At 59.2% G+C, this 15,033-nt stretch carries 11 protein-coding genes; 3 read left to right on the forward strand and 8 right to left on the reverse strand.

Annotated elements, in window-relative coordinates:
• Positions 1-3: 3 nt before the first annotated feature.
• A complete protein-coding gene (locus tag Enr13x_RS03115) occupies positions 4-2,856 on the forward strand; it encodes a mechanosensitive ion channel domain-containing protein (protein WP_145384645.1) in 2,853 nt (950 codons plus the stop codon).
• A 188-nt stretch (positions 2,857-3,044) separates the two neighbouring features.
• Entirely contained in the window at positions 3,045-3,602 is a 558-nt protein-coding gene (locus Enr13x_RS03120) for a hypothetical protein (RefSeq protein WP_145384646.1), read from the forward strand.
• A 332-nt stretch (positions 3,603-3,934) separates the two neighbouring features.
• On the opposite strand, the gene Enr13x_RS03125 is transcribed toward Enr13x_RS03120, so the two are convergent.
• From Enr13x_RS03125 to Enr13x_RS03135, 3 genes are all read right to left on the reverse strand, one after another.
• The gene (locus Enr13x_RS03125; RefSeq protein ID WP_145384647.1) at positions 3,935-4,684 is read right to left on the reverse strand and encodes a hypothetical protein; all 750 of its coding nucleotides are present in this window, start codon (positions 4,682-4,684) and stop codon (positions 3,935-3,937) included.
• Between the two features lie 83 nt (positions 4,685-4,767).
• Positions 4,768-6,243: a serine/threonine protein kinase gene (locus Enr13x_RS03130; protein WP_197455744.1), complete on the reverse strand. Its 1,476-nt coding sequence runs from the start codon at positions 6,241-6,243 to the stop codon at positions 4,768-4,770.
• Positions 6,244-6,700: 457 nt separating this feature from the next.
• On the reverse strand, positions 6,701-8,194 hold the full coding sequence (locus Enr13x_RS03135) for a sulfatase family protein (RefSeq protein WP_145384649.1): 1,494 nt from the start codon (positions 8,192-8,194) through the stop codon (positions 6,701-6,703).
• Positions 8,195-8,284: 90 nt separating this feature from the next.
• Here Enr13x_RS03135 and Enr13x_RS03140 point away from each other — a divergent pair, with 90 nt between their 5' ends.
• Positions 8,285-9,157, forward strand: coding sequence for an HpcH/HpaI aldolase family protein (locus Enr13x_RS03140; RefSeq protein WP_197455745.1), 873 nt, complete (start codon positions 8,285-8,287; stop codon positions 9,155-9,157).
• Positions 9,158-9,259: 102 nt separating this feature from the next.
• Here Enr13x_RS03140 and Enr13x_RS03145 read toward each other — a convergent pair whose 3' ends face one another.
• The 5 genes from Enr13x_RS03145 to Enr13x_RS03160 all read right to left on the reverse strand — a co-directional run bounded on the left by Enr13x_RS03145 (position 9,260) and on the right by Enr13x_RS03160 (position 14,989).
• A complete protein-coding gene (locus Enr13x_RS03145) occupies positions 9,260-9,553 on the reverse strand; it encodes a hypothetical protein (RefSeq protein WP_145384651.1) in 294 nt (97 codons plus the stop codon).
• Complete coding sequence (locus tag Enr13x_RS38765; protein ID WP_231744064.1) at positions 9,553-9,690, reverse strand: hypothetical protein; 138 nt, start codon at positions 9,688-9,690, stop codon at positions 9,553-9,555. Before Enr13x_RS38765 ends, Enr13x_RS03145 begins: the two co-directional genes overlap by 1 nt.
• Positions 9,691-9,839: 149 nt before the next feature.
• On the reverse strand, positions 9,840-10,283 hold the full coding sequence (locus Enr13x_RS03150; RefSeq protein WP_231744065.1) for an alkyl sulfatase dimerization domain-containing protein: 444 nt from the start codon (positions 10,281-10,283) through the stop codon (positions 9,840-9,842).
• 106 nt (positions 10,284-10,389) lie between these two features.
• On the reverse strand, positions 10,390-13,509 hold the full coding sequence (locus Enr13x_RS03155) for an efflux RND transporter permease subunit (protein ID WP_145384652.1): 3,120 nt from the start codon (positions 13,507-13,509) through the stop codon (positions 10,390-10,392).
• Complete coding sequence (locus Enr13x_RS03160) at positions 13,502-14,989, reverse strand: efflux RND transporter periplasmic adaptor subunit (protein ID WP_231744066.1); 1,488 nt, start codon at positions 14,987-14,989, stop codon at positions 13,502-13,504. Before Enr13x_RS03160 ends, Enr13x_RS03155 begins: the two co-directional genes overlap by 8 nt.
• Between the last annotated feature and the right edge of the window lie 44 nt (positions 14,990-15,033).

Here is a 15,033-nt window from a genome sequence, read left to right on the forward strand (position 1 = left end):
ACAATGTCCGGTCTGTGTCTCGCCCGTTGTCCGCTTTTCTGTTCCGCGTGCCTGATCGCGCTGACAATCGGGGCGGCATGCGCAACCGCCCAAAACGACTTTCGGTGGCCACCGTCGACGCGGCCGCTGCTGCAGGTCCCGGTCAATGCTGGCAAAACAAGTTCGGGCGGCATTCCGCTCCAGAACATCGCCGTCGGCGATCAGCCCGGCGAAGCGATTTCCCCCGAAGTCGCCGCCCAGATCGCACAGTGGAATCGTGACCTGGTCGAGCGTTCCGCACCGGTCCTGGCCACGATCGCCAGCCAGAATGCCGACCTTGCCGAACAGCTCTCGCAACTCGGTTTGTCCGTTCGCGATCTGCAACAGCGACTCGAAGCGGCCGATCGAAAGCTGCTCGACATCCAATCCGATTATCGATCCGTCAGCGGGAAACTGGCCGAGTACGGATTGACGCCCACCATCGGGCTGCTGCTGCGACATCGCAAGGAGCAATTGGATTCCTGGCAGACGCAAGACAACGAAAACCATTTCGCGCGGGCGGAACTGCAGCGGACTCAACAGGAAGCCTTGGAGTTGGAATTGATCCCCGGCGGCGAAGGGCAACTGCAACAGCAAGCCGATCAGATGCTGGCCGAATCCGGTGAGGCGAGTGGCCAGCCAGCGACGCCGCTGTTGCGACAGCAAGTGTTCGACCTGCTGAATCAACGATCCCGATTGGTCGCCCAGCTGAAGCAGTCCTATCGCCAGTACCATCATGACCTGGATCGACTCGATTCGACCGCATCGGCCACCAGCGCCACGACCGCCGAGTTTCGCAAGTTGATCAATCGCCACGCGACGTGGATTCGCAGCGGTGATCCGGTCGGAATTCGAGACTTCGCCGATGCCAAGGCTGGGATCGCGGCACTGTTCGAATTTCGCCATACCCGTCAACTGGGGCGTGACCTGAAACGCAAACTCTCCGATGACCAGATGTCGGGAATCTTGTTGTTGGCATTCATCGCACTGTTGTTCGTTCTCCGCTGGCGGCTGAAAAGCTGGTTGGTGGCGATCGGCAGTCGGGCGAAAATGCGAACAGCCGGCAAGACCCGCGTGGTCGCCGCCGGTGCATTGACCCTGGGAGTCGCCGTCGTGGTGCCGCTGCAAGGCTACGCGATTGCGTGGTGGCTGAATCAGGGCATCGTTTCTGAATTGATCTTGCAAGTCGCCAGCGGGTTCTTCGCCGCCAGTCTGATTGCGTTGTTGGTCGAATTGCCGCGGCAGTTGTTGCGGCCGTTCGGAATGGTCGACAAACATTTATCACAGACATTCACGACCCGCGCCGAAGCGTTCAAGGATTGGTCGATCGCCGGATTGATGTTGGTGCCCGGGACGTTTGCGATCACCATGCTCGGACAAATCGACCATGGCATCTGGCGAGACTCATTGGGACGGTTTGGCTTTTTGACCATGATGCTGGTGGTGGCCGGATTGGCTCATTTCGCATTGCGGCCTGGCAAAGGTTTTCTTTGTCCGGCGATCGAAGCGTTTGGTGGCCGATTGGCGACCGGTTTTGGACACCTTTGGTACGCGATCGCCTTGAGCTTTCCTGTCCTGATGGGCATCCTGTCCACGCTCGGTTACGGCTACACCGCCAGTGAATTGATCAAACGTGCAACCTGGTCGGCGATCTTCATCATGACGGCGGGCGTGGTCTGGAAAATCGGCCAGCTCGGGTTCCAGCAGATTTGGCGCAACTTGACGCAGCCCAAAGTCGAACCCCGATATGACGACTACGGATTGATCGAGGAACCGGAAATCGACGAGGAAGTGAATGAAACCCACGTGGTGTTGAAGCATCAAATCGGGTTCCTGGGACAGTGCGTTGCCGGCGTCGCGTTGATCTCTTGCTTCGTCGCCCTGTGGGTGGACGTGATTCCCAACATGAGTCTGGCAAATCCGGTTCTGTGGACGGTCCAAGACACCGTGACCAGCTACGCCGGTGACGGCCAGGGACAAACGGTCGCCCATTCCGTGTTGCAATCCACTCCGGTCACGCTGCTCAGTGTGATGTGGGCCGCGGCGATCCTGTTCGTCGCGATTCATGTTTCGCGTCTGTTGCCGAATTTGTTCGACGCCCTGGTGCTGCAGCGTGTCGATTATGACGAAGGCATGGAGCATTTGATCTTGGTGCTGGGGCGATGCGTGCTATTCGCGATCGGTTGCTTCGTCGCCTGTCGTCTGATCGGAGTCCGCTGGGTGACGATTCAATGGTTGATGGTCGGCATCACGATCGGAGTCGGTTTCGGGCTGCAAGACATCGTGCGAAACGTGTTGGGCGGTCTGGTTGTGCTGTTCGCGCGACCGGTCAACGTCGGCGACCGCGTGACGGTCGGACGATTGACCGGACGGATTGCCAGCCAAACGTTGCGGACGACGATCCTTGCCGATGACGACGGACGTGAACTCCAGATCCCGAACCGAAAGTTTCTCAGCGACGAAGTCACCAATTGGCGCGGCGCGGGGAAGCTGACCACCGTCGCGATCGAAGTCAACGTGCGGCGCGAAGAACGGCCGATCGACATCGGACGCATGCTCGGTGAATGGGCCTCGGCGGAACGGTTTGTGTTGCAGTCGCCGGGTCCCCAAGTCACGTTGGTCTGCATCGCCAAGAAAACGCAGCGTTATGAGTTGCACGTTTGGACCGAAGACCGACACGACGCCCGGCAACTTCAGCTCGCGCTGTTGGAAACCGTCCGCAGCAACCTCCGCGAACGCAACCTGCTGGCCAAGACCCAGCCGACGCAGCCCGCGATCCGCCACGCCGATCCGGACGCATTGGGCGACACCCCACGTCCCAAACGACGCTCCGCCTAGGTAGCGCCGTTCGTCGCAGGCATAGGTATCGTCACGATTGAAGAATCTCTCCCCGGCCGCTGAGACGGCCGACCAGTCCGATGACCAACAGTGGAGCTGAGCGACGGTTTGTAATGCCCTTCGTACGTGATGGTGAAACGGTGACGAACCGTCCCCGTCAAATTCCTCGCATTCGAAAAGGCAATGCAATGTCCAGCACGTTCAATCCCAGACAGATTCTTCATCCACACAACTCACATCGGGCGGGAGCAAAGTCGACGCTTACGATCACGCGCTGCAAAGCCCTTTGCGGTGTGTTCGTCGTCGCGCTGCTATCGGGACTGAGCGGCTGTATGTACAGCCCCCTGACCGAGCACCATGTCGATTCAATCATCGAGCCGATTCATTTCAACGGGGCCGTGCTTACCGCCGACGCGAACGTCGACATTGAATACTGGAGCACACTCACGCACGAATGGACGACACTCAAAGCCAATATCAAACCCTCGCCATCCAGTTTCGTCGCTCACGGAATCAAGTGGCACACGTGGAGCTACAAGCTGAACCACACGATTTGGCCCTTTTTTTGGGAAGACCTGGGCAATGGCCAGATGGTCGCGCGTTTCCGCGCCATTGATCATGCGTCCGGAGACCCACTGTACCTGTTTGACAGTTGGGAACTCGCACCCGACGTGCCGCTGGCGGATTTCTGGCAAGCACACGGTAGCGACCAGGAAGAGATCCGAGTGTTCACCGAATCGATCTGACTGTAAAACGTTTTTGCCGTATTCATCGGTGGGGAAGCCCGCATGCTTTGCCGTTCGACAAACGGCCATTCGTTTCAGCCCCGTACGGTTCCGTCTCGATTGAACCTCAGGCTCGCTCCGACCGCAGGGCTTTCACGCTACCGCTAAAATCGTAGCGGAACGGCGCGAGCGGGCTGTCGGTTTTGTGAGCCGCGACGCGTAAGCGGCCGGGCACTGCGACGTTGCCCGAGGCCTTACGGCCAGCGGCTCATCATTGACTCAGCAGATTCCGACTAAATCGACAGCCCGCGAGCCGTCCGGTCTCGCCCTAAGTTCTAAGAGTTGACGGAAACCTAGTTCCGCATCATCTGGTAACACAGTGCCGCCAAGAGGGCTCGCACGTTGGAGCGATAATGACTGGTCGCGACCATCACTCCACAGAACAAGAACTTGCCCGGCATCACGATCTGGCCGATGACGTCGTCGTCCACGACCATGTCGTATCGTTTCGGGAAGGCGCACGGCGGGTTCGGCTTCAGCCACAAATCCGCTGCGTCGGGGAACGTGATCAGGTGTGGATCGCTATGAGACGACGAGCGAGCGTATTGCATCAACAAGCCGTCGTCGCGGTCTGTGTTGGCGTCGCGACGATAAACGCGAAGCTCCACTCCATAGCGGTCTGCTGAGAAGAATGAATCGGATTCCGACACTCGGTCCCAAGCGACTTCATAATGGTCGTCACCGGCATCGAGCCTGATGGTTGCGGGGATGTACGTCGCCGTCATCATCCCCGTCAACACGACACGTTCGTCGACACCACGAACGTCAAACCTCCGCGAATTGTGCGCCCCGGTCGCCATCGAGACTTCGCCTGGTGAATGCCGATCTGCCAATTCTGCCTGATAGTGATCGACGATCGGCTTCTTCGGTCGCGCGAACGCACCGGGAACCAGGAACAGTGGCGTGAACAGCACCCAGATCACCGGCACCGCATGAATCAACACGCCCAACTCATCGTCCAGTTGACCGACAAACTCGGTGACGCCGCTGAAACCCCAGATCAACAACGTCGCGACATAGAGCAGAAACGGCGACAAAACCAAGGCAATCTTGATTGGTCGGTTGAGGCCCCTGCCCTCGGCAGGTCTGCTTTGCAGTGTCTCGGCGTCCTTCGGTCTATCGCTGATCATTGATACTCGTTGTATTGCACGCCTTGGGATGGTGCGGGAGGCCGCGGAGGCACGGGGCCGTGTGGCTGGCGCGGATGTGCCGGCGGCTGCAAGTGGGGCGGCTGCAAGTGGGGCGGTCGGTGTGTCTGCGGTAACGCCTCGCCAGTCGGAGGTTGGCCATGCGTCGGTGACTGCACGGGCGTGAAAGGCGAATGCTTGATCGACGAGGGTTCATTCGTTCGGGTCTCAAACAGTGATCCTGTGAAGCTTTCGGCGGGAACGATTTCGATCCCCGAGAACCAGATCACGAAACCCAAAGCACCCAATGCCATGGCAGACTTGAGCCATCGAAAACTGAAATGATAGCTCGGTTTTTGACCGGTACGACGCGACTTGCGATCAAGGAATCCGAGAACGACCAATGTGAACCGCAGCAGTGTGATCACCGCCGCGGTGATGCCTTCCACCATCTGTTCCGCCCACCTCGAAACGCGTTTGGGTGCCTGGCGACCGGTTCGATTTGCGTGATCGCCCGTCCTGGTCAACAGTCCCTCAAGATTGTCGCGTTGAGCATACGGCGCAAGCGCACCGCATACAGACCGAAATGAATCAGGCCGAAGCTCGGGCGACTTGTCGAGCATCTGGTTAATCAGGGCGATCAGTGGTCGAGGCACATCGCGACGAAACTGTTTGATCGGCGGCGGATCCGACTCCAGATGAGCCAAGATCTTTGACGCCAGCGATGAGTTCTCAGAGCTCGAGAAAGGCGCTTGGCCGGTCAAGAGGAAATAGAACGTGCACCCAAGGCTGTAGAGGTCGGCTCGAAAGTCAACATGACGAGAATCGACGGCCTGTTCGGGCGCTATGTAATCGAGCGTCCCCATGATCTGACCGGTTTCGGTGAGTGTTTCTCCGGTGATCGCACATCGTGCCAGCCCCAGGTCCAACACGCGCACGTTTCCAGTGCTGTCCAGCATGATGTTCGCCGGCTTGATGTCGCGATGGATGGTGTGGTTGTCGACAATGAATTGCAGCGCAACGGCAGTCTGGCGGATGATCTCACTGGCCTCCGCCACCGTGAGAGGGCCAAGCCGTCGCACGAGGGTTCTCAAGTCGACTCCGTCAACGAAATCGGTGACCAGAAACGTCTTTTCCCCGACAATGCCACCGTCGGTACATCTCACCAGATTGGGATGGCGGAGCCGCGCTGCGATTTGCGCCTCTCGTTGAAACCGATCCAGCGACTGTCGATCATTCGTGTCGACGTGCTGCAGAACCTTGATCGCGACCGGCAGCTTCAGCCATCGATGCATGGCGTGGTAGACATGCCCGTACGCACCTTGGCCAATCAAACGTTGAATTTCGTACTCGCCAATCACCCGCCCTTTCCAACCGTCTGATTGCGACTCCGATTCCGATTGCTCTGAGGCGTGCCAGGGATCAACGCTGCTGGACGGTTGATGGATTGGATACTGAATGGTTGGATCATTCACTTCGTTGAACCCGGCCTCTCTCACGACTCTTGCCACAACTCTCCGTCACCCCACGAATCATCCGGGCCGACGTCAGACACGCTCCGGCGCACCCTTGCGCTGCAAACATGGGACAGTGAATCTCGCGCAGGACGGGCCGGATGCAATCACGAGGGTGGTCCGAACCGCTGCCGTTCCGGTTGCTCCGGATGTAACGTCCAGATCGCGTTCCGATCCAGGGCGTTCCCTACTAAGATGCAGCACCAATACCCACAATAGGGACAGGCAACGAAGCAACGCACGCAAAGTAAGTGGGATAGGCTTCCAGCCTGTCGATGCTGAAATGACGAGCCTGGAAGCCTCTCCCACTTCAAAAGATCCAATACCTCTATTCCGCTCGTTGCTTCGCTTTGTTGATTGAAGGGAAAGCCCTCAACAGTACCGTCGCCGCCGAGCTCTGTCGGGCGGTGTCTCGAGATCACCTTTTGGGGCGTTTCGGTTTGTTCCGATACGTGGCGCCGTTGTCTGCGGGCATCGACTCGTGCCACCGGATCAGCTTTTCCGTCAACGTTGCCACGACCTCCGTGTGCTGTGACGCAACGTTGCTCTTCTCCGAGCGATCGGTTTCCAGGTTGTACAGTTGCGGATCCGAGCCGTCATATTCGCACAGCAATTTCCACTTGCCCGATCGAACGGCCAGATCCGGCAAGTCGTCTTCGCCATAAAACGTGTCGCGATCGGGCGGCCGGCGGAAGAAGATCGGCGCGGCCCGCGAACCGCCTTCGCCAAGCAGCGTGCCGACGAGTGCTTCGCCGTCGAAATTGACGCCCTCCGGTCGCGGCGTGCCGGTCAATTCCAACAGCGTCGGAACCAGATCGATCGCGGCGAACACCGAGGTGCTGTCCACGTGGTTCTGCTTCTTCAGGATCTTTGGCCCCCAAGCGACTAACGGCGACCGCACGCCGCCTTCGTACAGATGCGTCTTGTAACCTCGAAATGGCCCGGCTTCCCCGGCACCCGGTTGTGGCCCGTTGTCGGAACAAATCAGGATCAGCGTGTTGTTTCGTAAAGACTCGTCGTTGCGAATGCGATCGAACAACGCTCCGAATTGCTTGTCCATGGATTCGAGTACGGACAGGTACAGACGCCGCATCGAACCGTCGCCCCAGGTTTCCACCGGTGGCCAATACGGCGAGTGGACGTCGTCGGGCCACAGATTGATGTAGAACGGTTTTTCTGCCGCCGCGGCTTGGTCGATGAACGAGACCGCTGCATCCACGAAGCCCGACGTGATCTCCGACCGAAGCATCCATCGATACCCTTCGCCCAGGCTTTCGGCACGATCCCAGATTCGCCCCGGCTGCTTGTCGCCGGGTTTCAACGTCAACGGAAGCAGTTTCGGTCCCATGCCTTCAAAATTGGTCAGCGACGCATCAAAACCATAGTCGGTAATCGGCGGCGCATCGTTGACGTCTCGCTGGCCGCCCATGTGCCATTTTCCGAAATGGCCGGTCGCGTATCCCGCTTGGCTCAGTGATCGAGCCAGCATCGGAGCTTTGGGATCCAGCCACTGCGCCATGCCGCGCTCTTGGTTGCTTTTGCGGTTGTTCAGGTACGACGTGATCCGCCAACGCTGCGGATACTGCCCGGTCGAAATCGCCACTCGCGACGGAGAACAGATCGGCGAGTTGACATAAAACTGCTCAAATCGAATCCCCTCGGCCGCGAGCCGGTCGATGTTCGGAGTCACCGCGTCATCGTTGCCAAAGCTCGAAAAATCTCCCCAGCCCATGTCGTCGATGAAGACCAGGACGATGTTCGGGGGTGTCTCCGCCGCGTTGCATGATCTGCCCCTGCCGATCGAACCGGCAACGACAACCAGCAGCAGCACGACGAATGTCGCTGGCCAATCCGACCGCGGACGCACAGCATTTGCACGCCACTGACGAAGGGGAATATCATTTCGCATCATGGTTGATCCTATTGGTGGGGAATCCGCTTGCTGGCTCTTGCATTCTACCTCGGTTGGCCGGGCGTCTGAATGAGATCACCCGTCGTGGCAATGAGAGATGTTGTCATCGATGCGAACGTCGCATCGGATCAGCAGCGCCGGGTCCGCGATTGCGGTATGATGCGAATCGGCACCAGGATCATTGATTTCGGCGAGCAAACCAGTATGAAGATGCACTGGATCGACAAACAACGATTGCGGCGTGAAACACTTGCCGGCACGTTTCTGAATTTGGGTTCCGCGACGGCCGTCGAGATTGTCGCCGACGTCGGCTTTGATTGGCTGTTGATCGATCTTGAACACGGCTCTGGTTCGCTGGCGGACCTGCGTGGGATGCTCCTGGCCTGTCGCGGCGGCGATGCCGCGCCGGTCGTGCGGCTTCGTTCGGTCGACCCCGACACCGTCAAATTTGTGATGGACAGCGGCGCCGCCGGGATCATGTTCCCCTACGTCAGTTCGGTCGATGAAGCTCGCCGGGCGGTCCGCTGCATGAAGTACCCGCCCTTGGGCCGCCGTGGCGTGGCCGGTGTGATCCGTGCGACCGACTACGGTCGAAACTGGAAGCCGTACTTTGACGAGGCAAACGATAAGAGTCTTGCCATCGTTCAAATCGAAACGCCCGAAGCCGTCGAAGCGGCCGAGGAGATCGCGGCGGTCGAAGGGGTGGACGTGTTGTTCGTCGGCCCGCTGGATCTTTCGGTCAACCTGGGACATCCGGCCGACTTCGGCCACCCCAGTGTCACCCAGGCGTTGCAGCACGTCGTCGAATGTTGTCAGCGGCAAGGCAAATCGGCGGGAATCCTGACCAAGGACGGACTCGTCCGACAGCACAAAGAACAGGGGTTCCGGCTACTCGCCTACGGATCCGACTCGGGCGCCGTCATCAGCGGCATGCAGAGTTATCTAACGGAGCTTCGTGAGTAAACGCGGCATTTCGGCTGCGGCCGTGGGTAAGATGGCAGAAAAATCAGGGGCAGAAAAATGGGTGAGAACAAAATCTCACCGATCCCATCCCGACGTTGCACGTCACTCTTCCTCTCTTTTCCTGTCATCCATTTTCTTGTCTTCGATCGCCCCTGATTTTTCTGCCCACCATTTTTCTGCCATCTCCCCCGTGTCCCCCGGATCCATTTTCAGTGGCTCTTGACCAGGACGATCAAGGTCTGGATCACTGCAAATCCGATGACGAGCCCGATGATCCACATCACGGGTTTCATCGAACTCGGGATCCCCGGTTTCCGCTGCCGTTTCGGTTTGTCCTGCCGTTTTCGTTTCTTCTTGCCGGGTTGGGTTTTTGAGGCGGAGGAATTCATGACGCATCACCCTGCGATTAATGCCACGAAGTAGGCGGAAAAGATTGCGATCGTCAGTGCCATCCCCGTCCATGCGATCCAAGACGGATCGGACGAAGACGGCTCACGGTGATCGGTTTCGGTCGGTGGTGTGTAGGGGTTCATTGCACCCGCCAGTTTAGCACAACGCCGGCCCAACCACTCCAGTCCCGACAGCGTCAACCAAAGACATGGCACTGGGTGATGCCACAGCGTTGAATCATCCTCGCAGGGGATGAACAATTGAGACAATTGCAGGCTGCCTGCTCAACGCATTACTCTTCACGAAGCTCGCGAGCGACCGTGAGGTAGTAGTTCCTGGCCGTCGCATTGACCATCTTTCGAGCGAGCTTTGTCAGCGCGTCGGCTTTGGTCTGCTTCGCATCGCTGTCGTCTTTGTTGATGGCCAACAAATGATCGGCAAGCTGGGCAGCCCATTGGTCGTCGTCCTCGGCGAGTGCGGTTTTGGCAGCGGCCAAGAGTTTGTCCGTTCCGCCGGCCAGCTTTGCGACCCGCATCGCTTCAGCCTTCGGCGGCAACGGGAACAGGTTCGATGCGTTGCCGTCGAACCAACCAAGGTATCCATTGAAGACGGAGCGGATGCCCCACTGGGGATGACCATAAAACGGCTGCAAATAGTCCTTGCCGGCCAGCGACTCGGGAAGTTGCACCGACTCGACCAGTTCGTCGGGCGTCAGGCCCTGATTGATGCCTTCCACCGTCTTGTCATGAATGAATTGTACCGCGTCGCGATAGTCCGTGGTTGAGCAGAAGCGAGCGTGGAATGCGGGGGATCAAGCAGTCACAGCGAAATGTGGGGCATTGTCATACCATTTCTTGCTGGTCCTCTGGTTTCTGCGTCGTCTGGGTGACCAATCCGAAATCGGCGAGGGCGACATAGGCGGCGGGGATTGCGATCAGCACGAGAACCGTCGAACTGAGCAGGCCGAAGCAAACGCTGACGGCCAGCGGAATCAGCACCTGTGCTTGGCGGCTGGTTTCGAACAGCAGCGGCGTTAGTCCGGCGATGGTGGTGGCCGAGGTGAGCAGGATGGCGCGAAAGCGGAGCCGACTGGCGCGACGTGCGGAGTCTTCCACGTCAGCTCCGGTGGTACGTTCCTGTTTTAAAAACAGCACCAGCAGGATCGAATCGTTCACGACCACTCCGGCCAACGAGACAAATCCGAGGACGCTGGGAATCGAAAGCGCGTTGCCGGTGATCAGGTGCCCCCAGATGACGCCGATCAAGGCCAGCGGAATCGCCGCCATCACGATCAGCGGCTCAGTCCAACTTTCAAACTGGTAACTGAGGATGACGAACACACCGAGCAGCCCCAGCACAAAAGCCTGCATCATGGAGTTCCCGGTCTCGGCGGACTCCTGTGACTCACCTTCGATCTGAATGTCAACGCCGGGATGTTGTTGTTCAATCTCCGCGACCGCGTCTCGTCGAAAAAGGCCCATCAGACTGGCCGTGTTCGCCACCCGCGTATCGACTTCGCCGATCAAGGTCACCGTGCGGCGGCCGTCCAGTCGGGCAATCCGCGACCAGCCCGTGGCGACTTCGATTTTGGCAACCGCCGAGAGCGGCACACGACTGCCGTCAGCCAACACGACGTGAAAATCGTTGAAGTCGGCCAGACTGTCGCGATCCGATGCGTTCAGACGGGCGAAGATTTCGTACGCTTCCGAACCGACTTGAATCTCGTCGGCGGTGGTCCCCTGAAACGCAGCCCGTACCTGATCGGCAATCGTCGTCGCGTCCAGGCCCAGCCCGACCGCGCCGCCATCCAACCGAATCCGGTACTCTTGCTTCCCAGGCCGCAGATCATCCGTCAGGTTGTACACGCCCTTGTACTGATCGAAAAACGCCAGCGCCTGCTGCGCCGCCTGCTTGGCGTCGCCCAGATCTGCACTCTGAAATCGAATTTCAATCGGCCGCCCGGCGGGGCCGAAGCTCGCTTCGCCGTAGGTGACGCTGATCACGTCAGGGAGTCGTCCGACAGCTTCCCGCCATGCATGAATCACCGCATCGATTCGGGTGGCGCGATTCTCGGGACTCAACAGGTCGGCCGTCACCGTCGCCACGTGCGGACCGGATTCAAACGCATCGGCATTGGTCCCGAACTGGACTTGAACGGTTTCGACCAAGTCCCTGCCGCCTGGCTGGTCGGGCGTGAAGCGTCGGTTGACCTCTTCCAAGCCGGCCGAGATTCGTTGCACGATCTCTTCGGTGCGGTCCACCGGCGTGCCTTGCGGCAACAGAATCCGCGCCTCAACGATCTCGCCTTCGGTGGTGGGAAAGCCTTGGAACGGCACAATACCGCTGACGACCAGTGCCAGCGAAACCACAAACAAGGCCGCCAGGCTGCCCAGAAACAGATACCGCCAGCGGATCGCCAAATCGACGCACCTGCCGGTCACGGATTCGCGGAGCCACTCGAGCACCTGATCGATTCCGCGACGGAGACGGCCGGGCCGATCCAGCCCCGTGTGTCCGAGCGAGTGACCAAGGTGGGCCGGCAGGATAATGAACGCTTCAATCAGACTGACCGCCAGCACCAGAATCAACACCATCGGGATGACTTCCAGTACCTTGCCGATGAACCCGGACAGCGACGCCAGCGGTCCGAGCACACAGATCGTCGTCAGGAACGAGGAAACCACACCGCCAGAAACTTCTTTCACGCCGTCGATCGCGGCCCGCATGGCCGGCTTGCCGAGACTCAGATGCCGCGCGATGTTCTCCGAGATGACGATCCCGTCGTCCATCAGAATGCCCGTTGCCAGCAGCATCGCCACCAGCGTGATCATGTTGATGGTCAAGCCCAGCATCGGCATTAAAAACAGCGCGCCGAGAAAGGACACCGGCAGACTCATCACCACCCAGAACGACATTCGCAGGTTGAAGAACATCCACAGCGTGCAGAACACCAGGATAATTCCTTGCACGGCATTCTTGAGGACCAGTTGCAGTCGATCGCGGATCAACGTCGACATGTCGTTGACCACGACCAGGTCCAAGAGCGGCTGACGCTGGCGCTCGAGTTCAAGGAACTCACGCACCGCCGTGGTGACTCGGATGGCGTCTTGTGTTTTCGTCTTTTCGATCCGCAGCACACCGGCCCGCTCGCTCCCGAGCAAACTCTTGACCTCTTCGTCCTCGAACACATCGACGACCTGGCCGAGATCGCGCAGCCGGATTTCCGCTCCGCCGCGGGTGCCCTTGATGACCAACTCCTCCAACTCCTCCGGCGTGCGGCGTTGTTCGACAAACCGCAACAGCACTTCGTTCTCCCGCGTTTCCAACGATCCGGCCGGCAGATCGATCCCTTGCCGTGCAATGACGCGGGCGATCTCCGCCGCCGTCAGCCCGTAACGTCGCAACGCTTCATCGGACAATTCAACGCGGAGCTGACGGTCGGAAAACCCCTCCAGTTCCACCAGCGACACTTGAGGCACTTGTTGCAAACGATCTTTCAAGCCCTCGCAGTAGATTTTTAGGTCTCCCGTCGAGAGCGGACCGGAAACGAGCAGAACCATGACGGGTTCGGTCCGTCCGATCTGTGTGATCACCGGATCTTCGACATCGGCGGGAAACTCGGTGATCGCTTCGACCTCCGATTCGATGTCGTCCTGAAACACCGCGATGTCGGCGCCGTCACGCATTTCGACCGTGACAACGGCAACGCCCTCCTGGGCATCCGAGCGGACTTCTTTGACGTTTTCCACTCCGTCGATTGCGTCTTCGACGCGCTGGCAAACCGCCTCCTCAACCTCCTCGGCGGTCGCCCCGCGATAAAGGATGCGGATCTGGATTTCCGTGGCGGAAAACTCCGGAAAGGTCTCGCGTTCCAGTTTCGGCAATGCGAACAAGCCCGCGATGATGAACATCAGCATCAGCAGGTTGGCTAACGTGGGATGCTGCGCGAATCGATCAATCATCGCTGCCTCCGACTTCACTGCCTTCGACGTCACTGCCTTCGACTTCACTGCCTTCGACTTCACTGCCTTCGACTTCACTGCCTTCGACTTCACTGCGCCGTTGCTCCGGCAATGGCGGCGGCGAACCCGCATCGGTGCCGCGGGCGCCGGCGATCAGTCGCTCACGCAGTGGATGATCCGTTACCGGTTCGACCAGCATGCCCGCGATGGCCGGCCTGGGATCGGAGACCACCAGCGTCTCTCCGCCGACCAGCCCGCTACTGATGACGGCGAATTCTCCCTGTTGAAACTCGACCTCCACCAGCTGCCGACGCAAACGTTGCTCGCCGTCGAGCACATAGACATGGCCATCGTGAAGGGCATGTCGGGGAACGATCACTTGGCCAGGCCAAGCTTGTCCCGTGAACGTCACCCGGCAGTACGTGCCCTGCAGCAACGGCGGCCTGACCCCCGGTACCACTTGCTCATAGGGATCGTCGACACCCACCACCATGCTCAAGCTGCGAGTTTGAGGATCGAGCGACTCCCGCACACGCATGAATCTCGCCGACCAGCGAGCCGGGATGTCCGTGGAAGCCATCTCGACGATCGCTTGCACGTCGAAAATGTCCCGCACACGCTGCATCGTGATTTCCTCCAACGCAGCCCTGCCGGTCGGATTGCGAATCAGCCGTCGCACCTCGCGCATCGGCGTCTGCGCTTCCACCTCGACCAGGTCGTTGCTGTACGCTTCGAACAGCGACTGTCCCGTTCCGACGTACTGGTCGACGTCCAGCGTCACCGTGCCCAACCGGCAATCGAACGGCGCGCGAATCTCTGTGTGCTTCAGGTCCAATTGCGCCTGTGCCAACTGGGCCTGCTTGAGTTCCAGATTGGCTTGCTGGCTTAGCTTCCGAGCCGGCAAAAGGTTCAACGCGCTGGTTTGTTCCTGAAGCCGCTGCTGTTGCGTCAGGACGGATCGCTGTTGAGCGTCGACATCGGTTTGCGAGATTGCGTCGCGTGCAAGAAGTTGTTCACTGCGTTCCATCTCGCGCTGCGTCACGCTCAGCGCCTCTCGCTCGATCTTCAATGACGCTTGCAGGTTTTCTTCGGTCCGCGTTAGCTCTTCGATCAGCGCCTTCGCCTGCAGGATTTCCGCCTCCAACTGAGCGACCGCATATTGATATTCCGTCGGATCGATCTTCAGCAGCAATTGGTTCTTGCTGACGAACGAACCGGATTCAAGCTCGGGATGAACCTCGACAATCTGACCGTCCACCTGCGCAACGGCCTGCCATGTTTTTCCCGGAGTGGCCGTTCCGTAACCGACCACTTGCGGCAGCACGTCAACCACAGGAACTTCGATGATCCGCAGCATCCGCGATGCTTCGTCGGCGACCTCACGCTCCGGCTGCGGGCGGTTGCCCACGATCCAGACGGCGATCGCCACGCCCACCAGTAGCGGAGGAACCAATAGCAACCGTCGTCCAGCTCGCTTCACGAATTGAAACAATCTGTTTCGGGTGTTGTTAGCCAACGCGAATC

The organism is Stieleria neptunia (assembly GCF_007754155.1).
GTDB classification, from domain to species: domain Bacteria; phylum Planctomycetota; class Planctomycetia; order Pirellulales; family Pirellulaceae; genus Stieleria; species Stieleria neptunia.